Origin of the sequence: Pseudomonas sp. RL (genome assembly GCF_000647775.1) — a bacterium.
In the GTDB taxonomy this organism is placed as follows: Bacteria; Pseudomonadota; Gammaproteobacteria; order Pseudomonadales; family Pseudomonadaceae; genus Serpens; species Serpens flexibilis.
The window spans coordinates 98,884-118,763 of the sequence record NZ_JBOY01000001.1 but is presented as its reverse complement, the minus strand read 5'-3'; the positions used below and the strand labels follow the sequence as shown (position 1 = coordinate 118,763).

Genomic DNA, 19,880 nt, shown 5'->3' with positions numbered 1-19,880 from the left:
CTCGCTCGCCGGCAGCGCATCCGCCAGGCGCCGCAGGGTGGCACGCCGCGGCTCGCTCAGCGGCAGCGCCTGCGGTGCCCGGTTCAGGCTGGCCGGACTGCTGGCCTGAACTTCGGCGGCCACCACCTTGCGTCCCAGGGGTGACTCGAAGAAGCCCAGCGCCGGAGCGGGATCAGTCAGTCGCGTGCGCAGCGTCTCCAGCGCCCGCTCGTCCATTCCCTGGGGCTGAAAACGCTGGTTGCTGTTGGCCACCAGCGTCTGAAAGACACCGGCCGGCAACGTGTCGCGATAGCGCTGCTGGGCCTGGCGCAGCGCGGCATGGAAATGCTCGCGCTGCTGCGGCCACCCGGCGGCCTGGAACAGTCGCACGTGCGGCTCCGCCTCGGCCACGACCGGCAGGCTGAGGAGGGCAAGAAGCAGGCAGATGAACGCGGGCATGAAAACTCCAGGCAGACGCGCGAAAGCGCGCATTTTCAGAAGGAAAATCACGGCTGTCGAGCGCCGCAAAAAGTACTTTTCAGCGCCCCCCCGCGCAGGCATAGAATGCGCGCCTCTGACACCCCTGGGGACTCCCGTGCTGGCGAATATCATCGATGATCTGGTCGCGCGTGGCTGGTCAGTGCAGCCCCACTTCCTTGCGAACTCTCTGACCCTCCAACTGGCCACAGAGTGCCGCGCCCGCCATGCGGCCGGCGAACTGCTGCCCGCCGCAATCGGTCGCGGCGACGGCAAGCTGATCAACGAGTCCATCCGCAGCGACTCGATCCTCTGGCTGGAGCCGGGTCAGTCGGCGGCCTGCGACGAATACCTGGCAGCCATCGATGCGTTACGCCTGACCCTGAATCGCGAGCTGTTCCTCGGTCTGGAGGATCTGGAAAGTCATTTCGCCGTCTATGCGCCGGGCGGCTTCTATCAGCGCCACCTGGACCGCTTCCGCGATGACGACCGGCGCACCGTGACGGTGGTGGTCTACCTGAACGACCCCGACTGGTGCGAGGCCGACGGCGGGCAGCTGCGCATGTACCTGCCCGAGGGCGAGCGCGACATCCTGCCGGAGGGCGGCACGCTGGTCTGCTTCATGTCCGACCGGATTCCGCACGAGGTCCTGCCCGCCCGCCGCCAGCGCCTGGCACTGACCGGCTGGATTCGCCGGCGGATCTGAACGCCATGGAACGCATCCTGGTCAGCGCCTGCCTGCTCGGTCAGCCCGTGCGCTACGACGGCGGCAGCCATGGCCCGTTCGAGCGCCTGCGCCAGTGGCAGGCGGAAGGCCGGCTGGTCTCGTTGTGCCCGGAAACGGCCGGCGGCCTGCCCACGCCCCGCCCGCCGGCGGAAATCCCCGGCGGCGCCGGTCGCCAGGTGCTGGCCGGCCGTGCACCGGTCATCACCGTGCATGGGCTGGACGTCAGCGATGCCTTTCGCGCTGGCGCCGAGGCCGCGCTGCGCCTGGTGCGCGAGCAACACATCCGCCTGGCCATCCTCAAGGCGCGCAGCCCGTCCTGCGGCAACCGGCAGAACTACGACGGCAGCTTCAGCGGCACGCTGATCGACGGCGAAGGCGTGACTGCCGCCGCGCTGCGCCAGGCCGGCGTGCAGGTGTTCAACGAGAACGAGCTGGACGCCGCCGCCGAGGCGCTGCGCGATCTGGAGCAGACGTAGGGACCACCGCCCTGTGGGAGCGAATTCATTCGCGAGCTTTTCGTGCAGGCCACACCGAAGCTCGCGGACAAGTCCGCTCCCCAAAAAGAGGGAAAGACCGCAACGAAAAAGGGAGGCCGAAGCCTCCCTTTTTCACCTCCCGAAGCCGGCGCTTAGAACAGCACGCGGGCGCGGATGGTGCCTTCCACTTCGTGCAGTTTCTGCAGGGCCAGGTCGGAGTAGGCGGCGTCGACATCGATCACCACGTAGCCCACCGACTCGTTGGTCTGCAGGAACTGGCCGGAGATGTTGATGCCGTTTTCCGCGAACACGCGGTTGATGGCGCTCATCACACCCGGGATGTTCTTGTGGATGTGCAGCAGGCGGTGCTTGCCCGGGTGCGACGGCAGGGCCACTTCCGGGAAGTTCACCGAGGACACCGAGGTGCCGTTGTCGCTGTACTTCACCAGCTTCTCGGCCACTTCCAGGCCGATGTTGGCCTGCGCCTCGGCGGTGGAGCCGCCGATGTGCGGGGTCAGGATCACGCGATCCAGGCCACGCAGCGGGCTCATGAACTCTTCGTTGTTGGAACGCGGCTCGACCGGGAACACGTCGATGGCGGCGCCGATCAGGTGCTCGTCCTTGATGGCCTGGGCCAGCGGCTCGATTTCCACCACGGTGCCGCGCGAGGCGTTGAGCAGGATGGCGCCCTTCTTCATGGCGCGGATTTCCTTCTCGCCGATCATCCACTGGGTGGACGGCAGCTCGGGAACGTGCAGGGAAACGATGTCGGCCAGGCCCAGCAGCTCGTGCAGGCTGCCGACCTGCTGCGCGTTGCCCAGCGGCAGCTTGGTGACCACGTCGTAGAAGTAGACCTGCATGCCCAGCGCTTCGGCCAGCACCGAGAGCTGGGTGCCGATCGAGCCGTAGCCGACGATACCCAGCTTCTTGCCGCGGATTTCGAAGGAATTGGCCGCCGACTTGATCCAGCCGCCGCGATGGCACACAGCGTTCTTCTCGGGGATGCCACGCAGCAGCAGGATGGCTTCGGCCAGCACCAGCTCGGCGACGGAACGGGTGTTGGAATAGGGCGCGTTGAACACCGCGATGCCACGCTCGCGGGCGGCGTTCAGGTCGACCTGGTTGGTACCGATGCAGAAGCAACCGACCGCGACCAGCTTCTTCGCGCAGTCGAAGATTTCCTCGGTCAGGTGGGTGCGCGAGCGGATGCCGATGAAGTGTGCATCGGCGATCTTTTCCTTGAGCTCCGCCTCCGGCAGCGAACCGGTGTGGTACTCGATATTGGTGTACCCGGCGGCCTTCAGGGTGTCCACGGCGTTCTGGTGGACACCTTCCAGAAGAAGGAACTTGATCTTGCTCTTGTCGAGGCTGGTCTTGCTCATCTGCGTACCTGTGATCCCGTATGAAATAGGCAGGGGGATGGTCAGCGGGAGTGGCTGGCCGGGCCGGCGCGCGGCCGACCCCGAAATCGGCCGGAGCGCGCGATTAACGGGGGGCGTATGCTAGCATGATCTCCTTTTTCCATGCTCGGTCGCGTCCTGAAGTGTCCTCAGGGTGACCATGAACGTTTCGAGAGTTCCGCCATGCTGCACGCCGCCCTGATCGAAGAACTGAAGGCCCTGGTCGAACCGGGCAAGGTCCTCACCGATGCCGCTTCGCTGGAAGCCTACGGCAAGGACTGGACCAAGCATTTCGCACCCGCGCCCAGCGCCATCGTGTTCCCCAAGAGCATCGAGCAGGTGCAGGCCGTCGTGCGCTGGGCCAACCAGCACAAGGTTGCCCTGGTGCCGTCCGGCGGGCGTACCGGCCTGTCCGCCGCGGCGGTGGCCGCCCACGGTGAAGTGGTCGTGTCCTTCGACTACATGAACCAGATCCTCGAGATCAACGAATTCGACCGCACCGCCCGTTGCCAGGCCGGCGTGGTCACCAAACAGCTGCAGCTGGCCGCCGAAGAGAAAGGCCTGTACTACCCGGTGGACTTCGCCTCCTCCGGCTCCAGCCAGATCGGCGGCAACATCGGCACCAACGCCGGCGGCATCAAGGTGATCCGCTACGGCATGACCCGCAACTGGGTGGCCGGCATGAAAGTGGTCACCGGCGCCGGCGACATCCTCGAGCTGAACCGTGACCTGATCAAGAACGCCACCGGTTACGACCTGCGCCAGCTGTTCATCGGCGCAGAGGGCACCCTGGGCTTCGTGGTGGAAGCCACCATGCGCCTGGAGCGCGCGCCGAAGAACCTCACCGCGATGGTGCTGGGCACCCCGGACTTCGACGCCATCATGCCGGTGCTGCACGCCTTCCAGAGCAAGCTGGACCTGACCGCCTTCGAATTCTTCTCCGACAAGGCGCTGGCCAAGGTGCTGGCGCGCGGCGACGTGCCGGCACCGTTCGACACCCCGTGCCCGTTCTACGCGCTGCTGGAGTTCGAGGCCAGCACCGAGGAGGTAGCCAATGACGCGCTGGCGATCTTCGAGCATTGCGTGGAGCAGGGCTGGGTGCTGGACGGCGTGATGAGCCAGTCCGAGCAGCAGTTGCAGAACCTGTGGAAGCTGCGCGAGTACATCTCCGAGACCATCTCGCACTGGACGCCGTACAAGAACGACATCTCGGTCACCGTCTCCAGGGTGCCGGCGTTCCTCAAGGACATCGACGCCATCGTCGAGGCCAACTACCCGGACTTCGAAGTCGTCTGGTTCGGCCACATCGGCGACGGCAACCTGCACCTGAACATCCTCAAGCCGGACAACATGGGCAAGGACGAATTCTTCGCCAAGTGCGCCACGGTGAACACCTGGGTGTTCGAGACCGTCGCCAAATACAACGGCTCGATCTCCGCCGAGCACGGCGTGGGCATGACCAAGCGCGACTACCTGGGCTACAGCCGCTCCGAGGCCGAGATCGCCTGCATGAAGGCGGTGAAGGCGGTCTTCGACCCGAACGGCATCATGAATCCCGGCAAGATCTTTGCCTGACCAGAACAAGAGACACCCGCTCAGGAGAGCCCCATGAGCTACCAGCATCAGTATGTCGACGGTACCCGCATCCACTACCCGCTGGGCAAGGTGGTGTGCGTGGGCCGCAACTATGCCGAACACGCCGCCGAGCTGAACAACCCGGTGCCCAGCGAACCGCTGCTGTTCATCAAGCCGGGCAGCTGCGCCGTGCCGCTGGAAGGCGGCTTCAAGATCCCACGCAACCGTGGCGCCGTGCACTACGAGGCGGAAATCGCCGTGCTGATCGGCAAGCCGCTGTCGCCCAACCCCGGTGACGAGGAAGTGCTGGACGCCATCTCCGGCTTTGCCCCGGCGCTGGATCTGACCCTGCGCGACGTGCAGAGCAAGCTCAAGGAGAAGGGCCTGCCCTGGGAGATCGCCAAATCGTTCGACGGCGCCTGTGTCCTGGCGCCGTTCGTGGCGGCCGACGCGGTGGCCGATCTGACCGACCTGCGCATTCGCCTGAGCCTCAACGGCGAAGTGCGCCAGGACGGCAGCAGCGCCGAGATGCTCAATCCCATCCTGCCGCTGATCCGCCACATGGCCGGTCACTTCAGCCTGTTGCCGGGCGACGTGATCCTCACCGGCACGCCGGTGGGAGTGGGCCCCCTGCAGGTGGGCGACGAGATGGTTCTGGAGCTGCCGGGACTGTCGCGGTTCACCAGCCGGGTACTCTGAAGCCCGTGTGCCAGACTGAGTCGCGTGCCGACTTCCACCAGGCCCACCAGGACCGTGCCGAGGCCGACGCCCTGCGCCTGTTCGCGCAACGCGAGGTGCTCGGTGCGCGCTGGTTGACCTGGGTGGCGAGCGAGCTCTACCGGCTGAGCCCGCCACCCTACGCCAACATGGTGCGCCGCGCGCTGGCTCGTCTGACCGGCGGTGATGACGAGCACGCCTGATGCAGGTCTGTGCTCAGGACACTTTCAGGAGAGCTCCATGCAATCACGCCTTTTGCTGACCGCAACGCTGCTGGCCCTGCTGGCAGGGTGTGCATCCCAGCCGGCCGAGCGCCCTGGCGCACAGGCCTGTAACGCCACCCGCCTGGCGCACCTGGTTGGCAGGATGCCGGACGAGGCCACACTGGAGAAAGCCCGCCAGCAGGCCAACGCCGAACGGGTGCGGGTGGTGGCGCCAGGCATGGTGGTGACCCTGGAGTACGATGCCCAGCGCCTGACGCTATACACCGATGAACAAGGCAGGATCAAGCTGATCTCCTGCGGCTGAATCCCTTTTCTACGGCCGCCTACGACAGCGCGGCCTGCGGAACCTCCATGTCTTCCACCGATCTGAGGCGCGGCTACCTGCTGGGCCTGGCCGCCTATGTCATCTGGGGCCTGTTCCCGCTCTACTTCAAGCTGCTCGAAGCCATTCCGGCCAGCGAGATCATCGTGCACCGGGTGCTCTGGTCAGCGTTGTTCGGTGCCGCCCTGCTGATGGTGTGGAAGCACCCCGGCTGGTGGGCCGAGCTGCGCGCCCATCCGCAACGCCTGGCGGTGCTGGCCCTGTGCGGCCTGCTGATTGCCGCCAACTGGCTGATCTACGTCTGGGCGGTGATTAACGCGCGCATGCTCGAAGCCAGCCTGGGCTACTACATCAATCCCCTGGTCAACGTGCTGCTCGCCCTGGTCGTGCTGCGCGAACGGCTACGCCGTCTGCAATGGCTGGCGGTCGGGCTGGCCGCGCTGGGTGTGCTCCAGCAGATCTGGCTGCTCGGCAGCGTGCCCTGGGTTTCGCTGGCTCTGGCGCTGACCTTCGGGTTCTATGGGCTGATCCGCAAGCAGGCTCCCGTGGCGGCGCTGCCCGGCCTGGTGGTGGAGACCTGGCTGCTGTTGCCCGTGGCACTGCTGTGGCTGGCCTGGCATCCGGCGGCCATGAGTGCTCAAGCGGCATTCTGGAGCAGTAGCCAGCTCTGGCTGCTGGCCGCCGCGGGTCCGATCACGCTGATTCCACTGGTGTGCTTCAACGCAGCGGCGCGCCACCTACCCTATGCAACGCTGGGCTTCCTCCAGTATCTGGCGCCGACGCTGGTGTTGCTGCAGGCCGTGCTGCTGTTCGGCGAGCCGCTGGATTCGGCCCGCTTGCTGTCGTTCATCTGTATCTGGGTCGCGCTGGCGATCTACAGCCTGGACGCTTGGCTGACGCTGCGGCGCCGGTAGTCGACGGCCGCTCCGGCTACACGGACGGCTCGACCTGCTGCGCCTCGATGCGCAGCTCCACCATCAGGTCGTCGGCCAAGCGCTCCAGGCTGTGCTGCAGCGCATCCGGGGCCACCGGCAGCGGCACCGCCAGCAGGGCCTGGGCGCGGAACAGCGTTTCGCTGCCCATGGGCGCCTCGCTGACGGCGGTATCCAGCACCTCGATATTCACGCCCTGTTCGCCGAGCACCCGGGTCACCTCGCGCAGCAGGCCCGGCCGATCATCACCCACCAGCTCCAGGCGCATGGGGCGCCAGTTGCACACCGGCTCCGCCCCGGCCGGCGCGCCCTGCACGTGGATATCCTGCAGCGCCAGCGCCTCCAGCGCGTCCAGCAGCTCGTCCTGTGAGTCGGCCGGCACCGCCACGCGCAGGATGCCGGCAAATTGTCCCGCCATGCGCGCCATGCGGCTTTCCAGCCAGTTGCCGCCATGTTCGCCGACGCAGGTGGCGATGCGCTCAACCAGTCCGGTCTGATCACGCGCGATGACCGTCAGTACCAGATGTTCCATGCAGGGCTCCTCCCGACATCCAAGAACCTAGGTATAGATCACTCCCGGACTCGACGAAGGCAGCGCTGCAATTCCCGAATGCTTCATGTAGTATCCCGCGGCTCGGACTACAAGAACGAAACTACTCCCGCGTCCGGGTTAAATCGCAGAGATTCAAGTGAGGCAAGTGATGACTGAGCGCGTTCAAATCGGTGGCTTGCAGGTCGCCAAAGTCCTGTTCGACTTCGTGAACAACGAAGCCATTCCCGGCACCGGCGTCAGCGCCGATGCCTTCTGGGCCGGCGCTGCGAGCGTCATCCATGACCTGGCGCCGAAGAACCGCGCGCTGCTGGCCAAGCGCGACGCGCTGCAGGCCCAGATCGATGCCTGGCATCAGGCGCGCAAGGGTCAGGCCCACGACGCGGTCGCCTACAAGGCGTTCCTGCAGGAAATCGGTTATCTCTTGCCCGAACCCGCCGACTTCAAGGTGACCACCACCAACGTCGACGAAGAAATCGCCACCATGGCCGGCCCGCAGCTGGTGGTGCCGATCATGAACGCGCGCTTCGCCCTGAACGCCGCCAACGCCCGCTGGGGCTCGCTGTACGACGCGCTCTATGGCACCGACGCCATCAGCGAGGAAGGCGGCGCCGAGAAGGGCAAGGGCTACAACAAGGTTCGCGGCGACAAGGTCATCGCCTTCGCCCGCGCCTTCCTGGACGAAGCCGCACCGCTGGCCACCGGCTCGCACGTCGACGCCAGCGGCTACAGCATCGTCGGCGGTCAGCTGCAGGTGTCCCTGAAGGACGGCAGCACTACCGGCCTGAAGGACGCCGCCAAGTTCGTGGGCTTCCAGGGTGAAGCCGCCGCACCGAAGGCCGTGCTGCTGAAGAACAATGGCCTGCACTTCGAAATCCAGATCGACCGCAACAGCCCGATCGGCCAGACCGACGCGGCCGGCGTGAAGGACATCCTGATGGAAGCGGCGCTGACCACCATCATGGACTGCGAAGACTCCGTGGCCGCCGTGGACGCCGATGACAAGGTCATCGCCTACAAGAACTGGCTGGGCCTGATGAAGGGCGACCTGGCCGAGTCGGTCAGCAAGGACGGCAAGACCTTCACCCGCACCATGAACCCGGACCGCAGCTACACCGCCGCCAAGGGCGGCGAACTGAGCCTGCACGGCCGCTCCATGCTGTTCATCCGCAACGTCGGTCACCTGATGACCAACGACGCGATCATCGACAAGGATGGCTTCGAAGTACCGGAAGGCATCATGGACGGCCTGATCACCAGCCTGATCGCCATCCACAACCTGAACGGCAACACCAGCCGCAAGAACACCCGCACCGGCTCGGTGTACATCGTCAAGCCGAAGATGCACGGCCCGGAAGAAGTCGCCTTCGCCAACGAGCTGTTCAACCGCGTCGAAGACGTGCTGGGCCTCAAGCGCAACACCCTGAAGGTCGGCATCATGGACGAGGAGCGCCGCACCACCGTCAACCTCAAGGCCTGCATCCAGGCCGCCAGCGAGCGCGTGGTTTTCATCAACACCGGCTTCCTCGACCGCACCGGTGACGAGATCCACACCTCCATGGAAGCCGGCGCCATGGTGCGCAAGGCCGCCATGAAGGCGCAGAAGTGGATCGCCGCCTACGAGAACTGGAACGTCGACCACGGCCTGAACTGCGGCCTGTCCGGTCGCGCGCAGATCGGCAAGGGCATGTGGGCGATGCCCGACCTGATGGCCGCCATGCTGGAACAGAAAATCGGCCACCCGATGGCTGGCGCCAACACCGCCTGGGTACCGTCGCCGACCGCCGCTTCGCTGCACGCGCTGCATTACCACAAGGTCGACGTGTTCGCCCGTCAGCAGGAACTGGCCAAGCGTCAGTTCGCTTCGGTGGACGACATCCTGACCATTCCGCTGGCCGAGAACACCAACTGGACCGCGGAAGAGAAGCAGAACGAGATCGACAACAACGTACAGGGCATCCTCGGCTACGTGGTGCGCTGGATCGATCAGGGCGTGGGTTGCTCCAAGGTGCCGGATATCAATGACATCGGCCTGATGGAAGACCGCGCCACCCTGCGCATCTCCAGCCAGCTGCTGGCCAACTGGCTGCGCCACGGCGTGATCAGCAAGGAGCAGGTCATCGAAAGCATGAAGCGCATGGCCGTGGTGGTGGACCGCCAGAACGCCGGCGACGCCGCCTACAAGCCGATGGCGCCGAACTTCGACGACAACGTCGCCTTCCAGGCGTCGCTGGAGCTGATCCTCGAAGGCACCAAGCAGCCCAACGGCTACACCGAGCCGGTGCTGCACCGCCGCCGTCGCGAGTACAAGGCCCGGAACGGTCTGTAACCCGCAAACGCTGTGAAAAAACCGCCCCCCCCCGGGGCGGTTTTTTTATGCCTGTCGACGTTGAAGATCGGGTGATCCGGGCCGACACACCTGACGCGCACTTAGCTTTTAGTCATAAAGCGACGTATAATGTCATTCTGACATCGCAGTGTTCAGGCAGCCCCCGCCGCCATGGAGTTCCTCGTGTTCAAGAGTCTGTCGCTGACTGCCAAGCTTTCCCTGGTACCAGCCGTGGCCCTGCTGGGCCTGATTCTCTTCGTCGGTCACACCTCTCTCCAGCTTGCCGAGACCAACGATCGCCTGCTGGTACTGGAAAGTCGCAGCTATCCGATTCTGGAACAAAGCGATGCGGTGATCTTTCAGTTCTCACGCCTGCCGGGGCTGCTCAACAATGCCGTCAGCGCGGGCGAAGCGACGCTGGTCGATGAGGCTCGCCAACTACTCGCCGACATCGAGACGCAACAACAGCAACTGGGCACCCTGCTGAGTGACGCGCAGCGCAGCGGGGAACTGCGGGCCTGGCGCGAGGCGGTCGCGGCGTATGGCCAGAACGCTCTCGAAGTCTCGCGTCAGTTGATAGACGGTTCGGCTTCGTTCGGCGACCTGGGCGACAACCTGCAGCGCATGACTGCCGATCTCGAGCGCGCCCAGGCCCTGGCCTCCGTCTTCCGCACCAGCGCCTACCAGGACTTCCAGCGGACACTGGCCTCCACTCGCAGCGACAACGTCGCGACCACCCAGCTGGGCATCGGCCTCAGCATTTTGCTGATAATCCTGGTGGGCTGCGGTGCCTGGTGGGTGACCGCCAACATCATGAGCAATGTGCGTCGGGTCATCGCCTCCCTGCGCGCCATCGCGAGCGGCGATGGCGATCTGACCCGGCGTATCGAAGGCGTCTCCAATGACGAAATCGGTACCATGATCCAGCTGTTCAACGCCTTCCTCGACAAGTTGCAGGCCACGATCCGCCAGATCGTCGAGGCGGCCAGCCCTCTGGCGCAGATGTCGCAGGACCTCTACCGGCTGACCAGCGAGGCGGAGCGCAACGCCCAATCCCAGCAGGAGCACACCGACTCCATCGGCCGTGACATCCTGACCATGTCGGAGCGCATCGAAGAAGTTGCTCAACGCTCCCGCCAGGCCTCCGACGAGGCGGGTGCCGCTTCGCAACAGGCCAATGCCGCCCGGGAAAACATCGGGGCTCTCGCCGGCGGTATCCAGGACCTGGGCAACAGTGTGATGTCTTCCGTCACCGCCATGACGCAGCTGGAGCAGGAAACCCAGGAAGTCGGCTCGGTTCTCACGGTGATCCGTACCATCGCCGAACAAACCAACCTGCTGGCCCTCAATGCCGCCATCGAGGCGGCGCGCGCCGGCGAACAGGGTCGCGGCTTCGCCGTGGTTGCCGATGAAGTGCGCAACCTGGCGCAGAAGACCGCCAGCTCCACGGAACAGATCCAGGAAATCATCCAGCGCCTGCAGCGCAGCGCCAACGCGGTACTCGATGCCATGACATCCAATGGCGCGAAAGCACGCGCCAGCATCGAACGCTCCAGCGAGGCAACCCGCCTGCTGGATGACATCGCCCGCACCGTCGGTCAGATCGACACCCTGAATGCGGCCATTGCCCGCTTCACCCAGGAGCAGATCGGCCTGTCGAGCTCGATACAACAAGAAACCCGGGTGCTGCAGCAAGGCGCCCAGGCCACCGCTCACGGTGCCGGCACCACCACCCGGCTCGGCGAGCAACTGGTCAGCACCGGCGACCATCTGCACGCAGCCACCGCTCAATTTCGCGTTTAACTCTCAAACCTTCGGGGACTTTCCATGCCTGCATTTCGAGCCATTGGCCTGGCAGCCGCTTGCCTGGCCATCACCCCAGCCTTCGCGCTGGAACAAGGCGACTACCGCTTCAATGCCTTCGGCACTGCCGCCGTCACCTACCTGGGAGGCGAAGCAGAGGGCCGCAACTACGGCATCAATGGCCAGACCACCGATTCCTGGCGCGGCGACCAGTTGTCCAAGCTAGGCACCCAGATGAGCTATGGCCTCACTGACAGCCTGAATGCCACCGCCCAACTGACCGCCAAGGCCGAGCAGGATTCTTGGAAAGCCAATCTCGAGTGGGCATACCTGGCCTGGCAGGCCAATGATCACGTCCTGCTGCGTGCCGGCCGGTTGCGCACCGCGACCTACATGTATTCGGAAACCCTCGACGTCGGCTTCAGCTACCCCTGGCTGCGGCTGCCCGACGAGGTCTATGGACAGATCCAGCTGTCCAACTACGAAGGTGTCGACGTGGTCTACAGCCTGCCGCTGTCCTTCGCCACCCTGAATATCCAGGCCCTCGCCGGTCAGGCCAAGGATCGCGACTATTACCTGTTTGATGAGTTCTACGACACCGATTGGGACAATCTGGTGGGCGCCAGCCTTAGCCTGGCCAGCAACGATTACGGTACCCTGCGCGTGGCCTACAACCAGGCCAAGCTGACCATCGACAACCCGCTGCTGGGCATCGCCGACAGCAAGGGCAGCTTCCTCAGCGTCGGTTACCAGTACGATGACGGCAGTTGGATCAGTGCCAACGAATGGACTCGGCGTACCATCGACGGCCCGATGAGTCCCGACCAGAACGCGTTCTACCTGATGGGCGGCCGCCGCCTGGGCGATTTCCTGCCACACCTCACCTATGCGCAGCTGGACGAGGAGAAGGGCGCACGCCAGTCGTCCTGGACCCTGGGCCTGAACTACAGCCTGATGCCGAACGTGACGCTCAAGGGCGAGTACAAGCAGGTCAAGACCGAGAACGGCTTCGAAGGCATGTTCGTGCCCTCAGCCCTCGAAGTGCTTAGCCAGAACATTCCGGACTTCGACGGCGAGATCATCAGCCTCGGCATCGACTTCGTATTCTGAGGAGACCGACCATGTCGCTTATTTCCCGCATTCTTGGCGTGATCACGCTGAGCGCGCTGGCCGGCGCAGCCCAGGCCCAGGTCGCCGTGATCATTAATCCCGCCGCGCCCAAAGCGCCAACCCAGGCCGAAGTCGCAAACATCTTCCTCGGCAAGGACAAATCCCTGAAGGGCTTTGACCTCAAGGGCTGGAATTCGACCAAGGAGAAATTCTACGGGCAGGTCACCAGCAAGAACGAAGCCCAGCTGAAATCCTACTGGTCCGGCCTGATCTTCACCGGCAAGGGTCAGCCGCTGGCCAGCGTGGCTGACGATGCCGCGATGGTCGCCCAGATCGCCGCGGAAGCGAATGCCATCGGCTACGTCGATGCCGCCGCCGTGACGCCGGCCGTCAAGGTGCTGTTCACGCTGCCGTGAGCCACCCAGAACCCCGGCCAGTGGCCGGGGTTCCAATATCCGGGCTCTAGACTTACGTCCAATGTCGATGCGCGGGTCGACGCACCACCATGCGAAACGACAAGAAGACACCCGGAGGCTCCATGAGCAAGGCAGATGCCTTTGCCGAGGCAGGCAAGACTGCCGTTCTGCAGAACATTCAGGGCACCATCGAATTCCTGCAGAAGCACCCGCCATTCGACCAGATGCAGCAAGGTCATCTGCTGCGCCTGGTGGAAAACTGCCAGTTGCGTTTCTATGCCCAGGGGGAGTCGATCCTGCATCCGGACGAAGGCCCGGTGCAGCATTTTCACATCGTCAAGCAGGGCCGTGTGCAGGGCAAACGCAGCCATCCGGGCGGCCGCCAGGACACCACCTTCGAAATCAGCACCGGTGAGTGCTTCCCCATCGCCGCGCTGCTCGGCGAACGGGCGACCCGCACCGCCCACGTGGCCGGCACGGACTGCTTCTGCCTGCTGCTGCCGCGGGAAATCTTCGTCGAGCTGTTCAGTCTGTCCGCGCCGTTTCGCGACTTCGCCCTGCGTGGCGTGAGCAGCCTGCTCGACAAGGTCAAGCAGCGGGTACAGCTGCACGCGGTGGAAAGCCTCGGCGAAGACTACTCGCTGGATACCCGCCTGGATGAACTGGCGCACCGCGACCCGGTGGCCTGTTCGCCGGACATGCCGCTGCGCGACGCCGTGCGCCTGATGCACGAGCAGAACGTTGGCAGCATCATCGCGGTGGACGACCAGCAAAGCCCCGTCGGCATCTTCACCCTGCGCGATCTGCGCCGGGTGATCGCCGCAGCCAGCGCCAGCCTGGAGCATCCGCTGCGCGACATGATGACTCCAAACCCCTTCCACCTGCCGCCCTCGGCCACCGCCTTCGATGCGGCCATGGCAATGACCGAGCGGCACATCGCCCACGTCTGCGTGGTCGAGAACGACCGGCTGGTGGGCGTGCTGTCCGAGAGGGACCTATTCTCCCTGCAGCGTATCGACCTGGTGCACCTGGCCCGCACCCTGCGCCATGCCGACAGCGTGCAGGCCCTGGCGGACCTGCGCGAGGAAGTCGGTCGCCTGGTGGAGCGCATGCTGGCCCACGGCGCCAGCTCGACACAGATTACCCAGCTGATTACGTTGCTCAACGACCACACCGTCTGCCGGGTGATCGAGCTGACCCTGGCAGAGATGGGCGATCCCGGCGTGCCGTTCAGCTGGCTGTGCTTCGGCAGCGAGGGGCGCCGCGAGCAGACCCTGCACACCGACCAGGACAACGGCATTCTCTTCGAGGCGCGCGATGCTGCCGAAGCGGCCCTGCTGCGCGGCAAGCTGCTGCCGGTCGCCCAGCGCATCAACCAGCACCTGGCCACCTGCGGCTTCACCCTGTGCAAGGGCAACATCATGGCCGGCAACCCCGAGCTGTGCCTGTCGCGCAGCGAGTGGTCGCGCCGCTTCCAGAGCTTCGTGCGCGAGGCGACGCCGGAAAACCTGCTGAGCTCGACCATCTACTTCGACCTGCGGGTGCTTTGGGGGCCGACGGATGGCTGCCAGGCGCTGCAGAAGGAGCTGCTAGCACTGATCGCCAGCAACAGCACCTTCCAGCGCCTGATGGCCGAGAATGCCCTGCGCCATCGTCCGCCGGTCGGTCGCTTCCGCGACTTCCTGGTGGTGCGCAAGGGCGCCGACAAGGACACCCTGGACGTCAAGGTGCAGGGCCTCACGCCGTTCGTCGACGGCGCCCGCCTGCTGGCCCTGGCCAACGGCATCGACGCGACCAGCACCCTGGAGCGCCTGCACCTGCTGGTGCTCAAAGGAGTTATCGACGAGAAGGATGGCGCGGCCTATGAGGAGGCCTACCATTTCATCCAGCAGGTGCGCCTGCAGTTGCACCAGAAGCAGAGCCGGGCCGGGCTGCCATATTCCAACCGCCTCGACCCGGAAACCCTCAACCACCTGGATCGTCGCATCCTGCGAGAATCCTTCCGCCAGGCTCAGCGCCTGCAGAGCAGCCTGGCCCTTCGGTACCAGCTATGAATTCACTTGCCACCTGGTTCAGCCGGCGCAGCACGGCGAGCCTGACCGACAGCCAGCGACAACGTCTCGACCGCCTGCGCGACCCCGCGCCGCTTGCCGAGCAGCCCCTGTTGAAACAGCGTTTCGTGGTGGTTGACGTGGAAACCACAGGACTCAACGTCAGCCGCGACCAGGTCCTGTCCATCGGGGCGGTTGTCATCGACCAGGGCGGCATTCCGCTGGGCCAACAGTTCGAGCGCACCCTGATGCGCGAATACCGCACCCCGGGACCCAGTGTGCTGATTCACGGCATCGCCCCCAGCGAGATCGCCGCCGGTGACGACCCAGCCGAAGTGCTACTGGATTTCATGGAGTTCGTGGGTGACAGCCCGCTCCTGGCCTTCCATGCCCGCTTCGATCAACAGATGCTGACCCGCGCCATGAAGGAGAGCCTGGGCTACAAGTTCCGCCACCCCTTCCTGGATCTGGCCGAGATGGCGCCGATGCTCTGTCCGCAGATGAGCAAGCCGCAGGCCGGCCTGGACGACTGGCTGGAGCTCTTCGGCCTGCAGGTGCAGCAACGCCACAACGCCTGTGCCGACGCACTGGTCAGCGCCGAACTGGCCCTGGTGCTGTTCAACCGGGCGGTGCGCCAGCAAATAGAAAACGTCGGGCGCCTGGCTGAGCGGATGCGGAGCTGGCAGCGTCGACAGAACGCCCATTCGTTCTGAAGCCGGACATAGGGCGGTCAGCGCCGTTCCGGCCGCCGCCCCTGCGGACCAGCCAATAAAAAACCGCGCCGAAGCGCGGTTTTTCCATAACAGCCAACCTTATGCCGCCAACGAACCCTTGAGCTTGTTCATGGCGTTCTTTTCCAGCTGGCGGATGCGCTCGGCGGAAACGTTGTACTTGGCGGCGAGTTCATGCAGCGTGGCCTTCTCCTCGGCCAGCCAGCGCTGGTAGAGAATGTCGCGGCTGCGTTCATCAAGCCCCTCCAGCGCCTCGTGCAGGCTGGCGGTGGAACTGTCGCTCCAGTCAGCATCCTCCAGCTGGCGGGCCGGATCGTAGCGGTGGTCTTCGAGAAAGTGTGCCGGCGACTGGTAGGCGCTGTCGTCGTCGGCGTCGTTGGCCGGGTCGAAGGCCATGTCGTGGCCGGTCAGGCGGCTTTCCATCTCGCGCACTTCGCGCGGGGCGACGCCCAGGCTGTCGGCCACCCGCTCGACTTCATCATTGCTGAGCCAGGCCAGACGCTTCTTCTGGCTGCGCAGGTTGAAGAACAGCTTGCGCTGCGCCTTGGTGGTGGCGACCTTGACGATGCGCCAGTTGCGCAGGATGAACTCGTGAATCTCGGCCTTGATCCAGTGCACGGCGAACGAGACCAGGCGCACGCCCATCTCAGGGTTGAAGCGCTTGACCGCTTTCATCAGGCCGACGTTGCCTTCCTGGATCAGGTCGGCTTGGGCCAGGCCATAGCCGGAGTAGCTCTTGGCGATGTGTACCACGAAGCGCAGGTGAGCCAGCACCATCTGCCGGGCCGCTTCCAGATCCTGCTGGTAGAACAGACGCTCCGCCAATTCACGCTCCTGCTCCTGCGACAGCAACGGAATGCTGTTGACAGCATGCACGTAGGCCTCGAGGTTCGCGCCAGGAGCCAGGGCATAGACAGGTTGCAGAGAAGTTGACATGCAGGTCCTCCAAAGACGATGCCGGGGCAGTGTAGCACCTAGCGCTGAGACAGTGAATTGACCCCAAAAGTTCCCGAAGCAAGGGCGGCCGACCCGTCTGGCCCGGCCCTCCAGGCTAGCGGGGCGCCAGATCCCGCAGGTGCCGGGCCACCGCCAACCAGGCGCCGATATAGCCCAGCAGCACCGCACCAAGCACCAGCGATACGCCATCGGCCAGCGGCACACCGACCAGGCTGAAGTCGCTGTCGTAAAGCCCGGCCAGGCGTACCACCGCCGCGTTGAGCCAGGCCAGCCCGAAGGCCAGCACCGCCCAGGCCAGCAGGCCCGCCCCCAGCCCGTAGAGGGCGCCAAGGTAGAGGAACGGACGCCGCACGTAGCCATCGGTTCCCCCGACCAGCTTGATGACCTCGATCTCGGTACGGCGATTCTCGATGTGCAGCCGTATGGTGTTGCCGATTACCAGTAGCAGGGTCAGCACCAGCAGCACGGTCACGCCGAACAGGAAACGGTCGCCCAGCGCCAGGATGGCACCCAGGCGCTCGACCCACAGCAGATCGAGCTGCGCGAGCTCCACCCCCGGTAGCTCCGCCAGACGCTGGCGCAAGGCTTCCAGCTCGGTCTTGTCCACGGTGGACGGCGTGACCAGGACGCTGCCCGGCAAGGGGTTGTCCGGCAGCTCGCGTAGCGCCTCCGCGAGACCGGAAACCGCCTGAAAATCCTTCAGTGCCTGCTCGCGGCTGATCCAGTCGGCCTGCTCCACCTGCGGCATACCAGCGATGTCGTCGCGCAGCGTCTGGCCTTCGGCGTCGCTGACGCTCATCTCCAGGAACACTGATATGCGCGCGGCGTGCTGCCAGGTGCCGCTGAGCCGTTCGACATTATCCAGCAGCAACGCCAGCCCCATGGGCAGGCAGAGGGCGATGGCCATCACCAGGCAGGTGAAGAACGAGCCGAACGGCTGCTGCCACAGACGCCCAAGGCTGTCACGCAGACTGCCGCGATGGCTGTCCAGCCAGCCGTGCAACTGGCTGGACAGGCTCGGGCCACGGCGTACGGGTTTATCGGCGCCAGCGTCCGTACGGCGAGTGGCGCCACGTCCGGCGGGTCGCAAGTTGGGTTGGCGGTGGACAGTCATTCGGCGGCTCCATCGCCGATCAGGCGGCCACGCTGCAGGGTCAGCATGCGGTGACGCATGCGCGCGATCAGCGCCAAGTCGTGGCTGGCCACCAGCACAGTGGTGCCCAGTGCGTTGATGTCTTCGAACACGCCCATGATTTCGGCTGCCAGGCGCGGGTCCAGGTTGCCGGTGGGCTCGTCAGCCAGCAGCAGCGCCGGTTCATGCACCACCGCGCGGGCAATGCCGACGCGCTGCTGCTGGCCGGTGGACAGATCGTTGGGGAAATCCTTGGCCCGGTCGCGCAGGCTTACCCGGGCCAGCGCCGCATCCACGCGCTCGGCGATCTCCTGGCGGGACAACCCGAGAATGCGCAGAGGCAGGGCCACGTTGTCGAACACGCTGCGATCGAACAGCAGCTTGTGGTTCTGGAACACCACGCCGATCTGCCGGCGCAGGAAGGGGATCTCGGCGGTGGTGATGGTGGACAGGTCCTGCCCGGCCAGCAGCACCTTGCCCGTGGACGGCCGCTCCATGGCCAGCAGCAGGCGCAGCAGCGTGCTCTTGCCCGCGCCGGAATGCCCGGTGATGAACAGGAATTCCCCCGCTTCGACCTGGAAGGACAGCTCGTGCAGGCCGATGTGGCCGTTGGCGTAGCGCTTGCCTACCTGATCGAAGCGAATCATCCAGTTTCCTTTTCGGCGAACAGGGCGCGCACGAAGTCATCGGCGCGGAAGTCGCGCAGGTCGTCGATGCCTTCGCCGACCCCGATATAGCGGATCGGCAGGCCGAACTGCTTGGCCAGGGCGAAGATGACCCCGCCCTTGGCGGTGCCGTCCAGCTTGGTCAGCGCCAGGCCGGTCAGGGTCACCGCCTGGTCGAACTGGCGGGTCTGGTTGATGGCGTTCTGACCGGTACCGGCGTCCAGCACCAGCAACACCTCATGGGGCGCCGTCTCGTCCAGCTTGCCGATCACGCGGCGCACCTTCTTCAGCTCTTCCATGAGGTTGTCCTTGGTGTGCAGACGGCCGGCGGTATCGGCAATCAGCACGTCGACGCCGCGGGCCTTGGCGGCCTGCACCGCATCGTAGATCACCGATGCGGAATCCGCGCCGGTGTGCTGGGCGACCACCGGGATGCGGTTGCGCTCACCCCACACCTGCAGCTGCTCGACCGCGGCAGCGCGGAAGGTGTCGCCGGCAGCGAGCATGACCTTCTTGCCGTCCTGCTGGAGCTTGCGCGCGAGCTTGCCAATGGTGGTGGTCTTGCCGACGCCATTCACGCCAACCACGAGGATCACGTAGGGATGCTTGGCGGTATCGATGACCAGCGGCTGCTCGACCGGAGCGAGCAGGGCGCCCAGCTCGGCCTGCAGCGCCTTGTACAGGGCCTCGCTGTCGGCCAACTCCTTGCGGGCGACGCGCTTGGTGAGGTTTTGCACGATGGCGGTGGTGGCTTCGACACCGACGTCGGCGGTCAGCAGGCGGGTTTCCAGCTCGTCGAGCAGGTCATCGTCTATGGCCTTCTTGCCCAGGAACAGGCTGGCCATGCCTTCGCCCAGACTGGAACTGGTCTTGGACAGGCCCTGCTTGAGCCGTGCGAAGAAGCCCACCTTGTCCCCGGCGGGCTTGACCGGCTCAGCCGCGGGCGCTTCCGGCTCAGGCTCCACGGCAGCACTGGGTTCGGGTTGCATGATCTCAGCCACCGGCTCCACGGGGACGGCAACCGGCTCGGCCTCGGGGATCGGGGTTTGCTCGGGGGCAGGCGTGTCAGCTTCCGGTTTCGCTGCGTCCTGCGGTTTCTTGCGCCACCAGCCGAACAGGCCTTTCTTCTCGCCAGCGTCGGGCTGGGGCTTCTTGTCGTCGTTGGAACCAAACATTGCCGGACTATCTCAAAGGTGCGCCACGCTCGGGCATGGCCGCCGGGAAACGGGATTGGGTATCCTAGCACCTCATCGCCCGGCGGCGTTAAACCTCCCGGGCCGCCGCACAGGTCCCTTTCAAGGTCTCCT

At 65.2% G+C, this 19,880-nt stretch carries 19 protein-coding genes and 1 pseudogene; 13 read left to right on the top strand and 7 right to left on the bottom strand.

Annotation, left to right across the window (positions count from 1 at the left end; translation table 11 throughout):
- A pseudogene (locus tag AS93_RS0100590) lies at nt 1-438 on the bottom strand (DUF2059 domain-containing protein); the annotation flags it as partial.
- A 136-nt stretch (nt 439-574) separates the two neighbouring features.
- Here AS93_RS0100590 and AS93_RS0100585 point away from each other — a divergent pair.
- Both AS93_RS0100585 and AS93_RS0100580 read left to right on the top strand, forming a co-directional pair.
- Nucleotides 575-1,162 (top strand): 2OG-Fe(II) oxygenase, encoded by a 588-nt coding sequence (locus AS93_RS0100585; RefSeq protein WP_234702716.1) that lies wholly within the window; start codon nt 575-577, stop codon nt 1,160-1,162.
- Nucleotides 1,163-1,167: 5 nt separating this feature from the next.
- Nucleotides 1,168-1,659, top strand: coding sequence for a DUF523 domain-containing protein (locus AS93_RS0100580; protein WP_027588762.1), 492 nt, complete (start codon nt 1,168-1,170; stop codon nt 1,657-1,659).
- A gap of 152 nt (nt 1,660-1,811) precedes the next feature.
- On the opposite strand, the gene serA is transcribed toward AS93_RS0100580, so the two are convergent.
- Entirely contained in the window at nt 1,812-3,041 is a 1,230-nt protein-coding gene (gene serA / locus AS93_RS0100575) for a phosphoglycerate dehydrogenase (RefSeq protein ID WP_027588761.1), read from the bottom strand.
- A gap of 201 nt (nt 3,042-3,242) precedes the next feature.
- On the opposite strand from serA, the gene AS93_RS0100570 reads away from it, so the two are divergent.
- Genes AS93_RS0100570 through rarD form a run of 5 tightly spaced genes read left to right on the top strand, consistent with a single transcriptional unit; the run spans nt 3,243 to nt 6,811 of the window.
- Complete coding sequence (locus AS93_RS0100570) at nt 3,243-4,634, top strand: FAD-binding oxidoreductase (protein WP_027588760.1); 1,392 nt, start codon at nt 3,243-3,245, stop codon at nt 4,632-4,634.
- A gap of 33 nt (nt 4,635-4,667) precedes the next feature.
- The gene (locus AS93_RS0100565; RefSeq protein ID WP_027588759.1) at nt 4,668-5,333 is read left to right on the top strand and encodes a fumarylacetoacetate hydrolase family protein; all 666 of its coding nucleotides are present in this window, start codon (nt 4,668-4,670) and stop codon (nt 5,331-5,333) included.
- Nucleotides 5,334-5,338: 5 nt separating this feature from the next.
- The gene (locus tag AS93_RS0100560) at nt 5,339-5,554 is read left to right on the top strand and encodes a hypothetical protein (protein WP_037008244.1); all 216 of its coding nucleotides are present in this window, start codon (nt 5,339-5,341) and stop codon (nt 5,552-5,554) included.
- Nucleotides 5,555-5,591: 37 nt separating this feature from the next.
- Nucleotides 5,592-5,879: an I78 family peptidase inhibitor gene (locus AS93_RS0100555; protein WP_027588757.1), complete on the top strand. Its 288-nt coding sequence runs from the start codon at nt 5,592-5,594 to the stop codon at nt 5,877-5,879.
- A gap of 47 nt (nt 5,880-5,926) precedes the next feature.
- On the top strand, nt 5,927-6,811 hold the full coding sequence (gene rarD, locus AS93_RS0100550; protein WP_027588756.1) for an EamA family transporter RarD: 885 nt from the start codon (nt 5,927-5,929) through the stop codon (nt 6,809-6,811).
- Nucleotides 6,812-6,827: 16 nt separating this feature from the next.
- Here rarD and AS93_RS0100545 read toward each other — a convergent pair whose 3' ends face one another.
- Entirely contained in the window at nt 6,828-7,361 is a 534-nt protein-coding gene (locus AS93_RS0100545; RefSeq protein ID WP_027588755.1) for an ACT domain-containing protein, read from the bottom strand.
- 169 nt (nt 7,362-7,530) lie between these two features.
- Here AS93_RS0100545 and AS93_RS0100540 point away from each other — a divergent pair, with 169 nt between their 5' ends.
- From AS93_RS0100540 to AS93_RS0100515, 6 genes are all read left to right on the top strand, one after another.
- Nucleotides 7,531-9,708 carry a malate synthase G gene (locus AS93_RS0100540; protein ID WP_027588754.1) on the top strand — a complete coding sequence of 726 codons (2,178 nt, stop codon included), beginning with the start codon at nt 7,531-7,533 and terminating at the stop codon, nt 9,706-9,708.
- Between the two features lie 183 nt (nt 9,709-9,891).
- The gene (locus tag AS93_RS0100535) at nt 9,892-11,511 is read left to right on the top strand and encodes a methyl-accepting chemotaxis protein (protein ID WP_027588753.1); all 1,620 of its coding nucleotides are present in this window, start codon (nt 9,892-9,894) and stop codon (nt 11,509-11,511) included.
- Between the two features lie 24 nt (nt 11,512-11,535).
- Nucleotides 11,536-12,621, top strand: a complete 1,086-nt coding sequence (locus AS93_RS0100530) for a porin (protein ID WP_027588752.1) — start codon at nt 11,536-11,538, stop codon at nt 12,619-12,621.
- Between the two features lie 11 nt (nt 12,622-12,632).
- A complete protein-coding gene (locus tag AS93_RS0100525) occupies nt 12,633-13,037 on the top strand; it encodes a hypothetical protein (protein WP_027588751.1) in 405 nt (134 codons plus the stop codon).
- Nucleotides 13,038-13,159: 122 nt separating this feature from the next.
- Complete coding sequence (locus AS93_RS0100520; RefSeq protein ID WP_027588750.1) at nt 13,160-15,091, top strand: putative nucleotidyltransferase substrate binding domain-containing protein; 1,932 nt, start codon at nt 13,160-13,162, stop codon at nt 15,089-15,091.
- Nucleotides 15,088-15,801, top strand: coding sequence for a 3'-5' exonuclease (locus AS93_RS0100515; RefSeq protein WP_027588749.1), 714 nt, complete (start codon nt 15,088-15,090; stop codon nt 15,799-15,801). The genes AS93_RS0100520 and AS93_RS0100515 overlap by 4 nt, the downstream gene beginning before the upstream one ends.
- 99 nt (nt 15,802-15,900) lie before the next feature.
- On the opposite strand, the gene rpoH is transcribed toward AS93_RS0100515, so the two are convergent.
- The 4 genes from rpoH to ftsY all read right to left on the bottom strand — a co-directional run bounded on the left by rpoH (nt 15,901) and on the right by ftsY (nt 19,748).
- On the bottom strand, nt 15,901-16,755 hold the full coding sequence (rpoH, locus tag AS93_RS0100510; protein ID WP_027588748.1) for an RNA polymerase sigma factor RpoH: 855 nt from the start codon (nt 16,753-16,755) through the stop codon (nt 15,901-15,903).
- Nucleotides 16,756-16,870: 115 nt separating this feature from the next.
- A complete protein-coding gene (ftsX, locus tag AS93_RS0100505; RefSeq protein WP_027588747.1) occupies nt 16,871-17,890 on the bottom strand; it encodes a permease-like cell division protein FtsX in 1,020 nt (339 codons plus the stop codon).
- A complete protein-coding gene (ftsE, locus tag AS93_RS0100500; RefSeq protein WP_027588746.1) occupies nt 17,887-18,555 on the bottom strand; it encodes a cell division ATP-binding protein FtsE in 669 nt (222 codons plus the stop codon). The genes ftsX and ftsE overlap by 4 nt, the downstream gene beginning before the upstream one ends.
- Nucleotides 18,552-19,748 carry a signal recognition particle-docking protein FtsY gene (ftsY, locus tag AS93_RS0100495; protein ID WP_027588745.1) on the bottom strand — a complete coding sequence of 399 codons (1,197 nt, stop codon included), beginning with the start codon at nt 19,746-19,748 and terminating at the stop codon, nt 18,552-18,554. The genes ftsE and ftsY overlap by 4 nt, the downstream gene beginning before the upstream one ends.
- Between the last annotated feature and the right edge of the window lie 132 nt (nt 19,749-19,880).

Excerpts from the sequence above, each read along its gene's own strand:
- ftsE (WP_027588746.1), bottom strand. The coding sequence starts at position 18,555 with ATGATTCGCTTCGATCAGGTAGGCAAGCGCTACGCCAACGGCCACATC.
- ftsY (WP_027588745.1), bottom strand. The coding sequence starts at position 19,748 with ATGTTTGGTTCCAACGACGACAAGAAGCCCCAGCCCGACGCTGGCGAG.
- rarD (WP_027588756.1), top strand. The coding sequence starts at position 5,927 with ATGTCTTCCACCGATCTGAGGCGCGGCTACCTGCTGGGCCTGGCCGCC.
- AS93_RS0100520 (WP_027588750.1), top strand. The coding sequence starts at position 13,160 with ATGAGCAAGGCAGATGCCTTTGCCGAGGCAGGCAAGACTGCCGTTCTG.
- AS93_RS0100525 (WP_027588751.1), top strand. The coding sequence starts at position 12,633 with ATGTCGCTTATTTCCCGCATTCTTGGCGTGATCACGCTGAGCGCGCTG.
- AS93_RS0100515 (WP_027588749.1), top strand. The coding sequence starts at position 15,088 with ATGAATTCACTTGCCACCTGGTTCAGCCGGCGCAGCACGGCGAGCCTG.
- AS93_RS0100530 (WP_027588752.1), top strand. The coding sequence starts at position 11,536 with ATGCCTGCATTTCGAGCCATTGGCCTGGCAGCCGCTTGCCTGGCCATC.
- AS93_RS0100570 (WP_027588760.1), top strand. The coding sequence starts at position 3,243 with ATGCTGCACGCCGCCCTGATCGAAGAACTGAAGGCCCTGGTCGAACCG.
- AS93_RS0100565 (WP_027588759.1), top strand. The coding sequence starts at position 4,668 with ATGAGCTACCAGCATCAGTATGTCGACGGTACCCGCATCCACTACCCG.
- rpoH (WP_027588748.1), bottom strand. The coding sequence starts at position 16,755 with ATGTCAACTTCTCTGCAACCTGTCTATGCCCTGGCTCCTGGCGCGAAC.
- serA (WP_027588761.1), bottom strand. The coding sequence starts at position 3,041 with ATGAGCAAGACCAGCCTCGACAAGAGCAAGATCAAGTTCCTTCTTCTG.
- AS93_RS0100545 (WP_027588755.1), bottom strand. The coding sequence starts at position 7,361 with ATGGAACATCTGGTACTGACGGTCATCGCGCGTGATCAGACCGGACTG.
- AS93_RS0100580 (WP_027588762.1), top strand. The coding sequence starts at position 1,168 with ATGGAACGCATCCTGGTCAGCGCCTGCCTGCTCGGTCAGCCCGTGCGC.
- AS93_RS0100555 (WP_027588757.1), top strand. The coding sequence starts at position 5,592 with ATGCAATCACGCCTTTTGCTGACCGCAACGCTGCTGGCCCTGCTGGCA.
- AS93_RS0100540 (WP_027588754.1), top strand. The coding sequence starts at position 7,531 with ATGACTGAGCGCGTTCAAATCGGTGGCTTGCAGGTCGCCAAAGTCCTG.
- ftsX (WP_027588747.1), bottom strand. The coding sequence starts at position 17,890 with ATGACTGTCCACCGCCAACCCAACTTGCGACCCGCCGGACGTGGCGCC.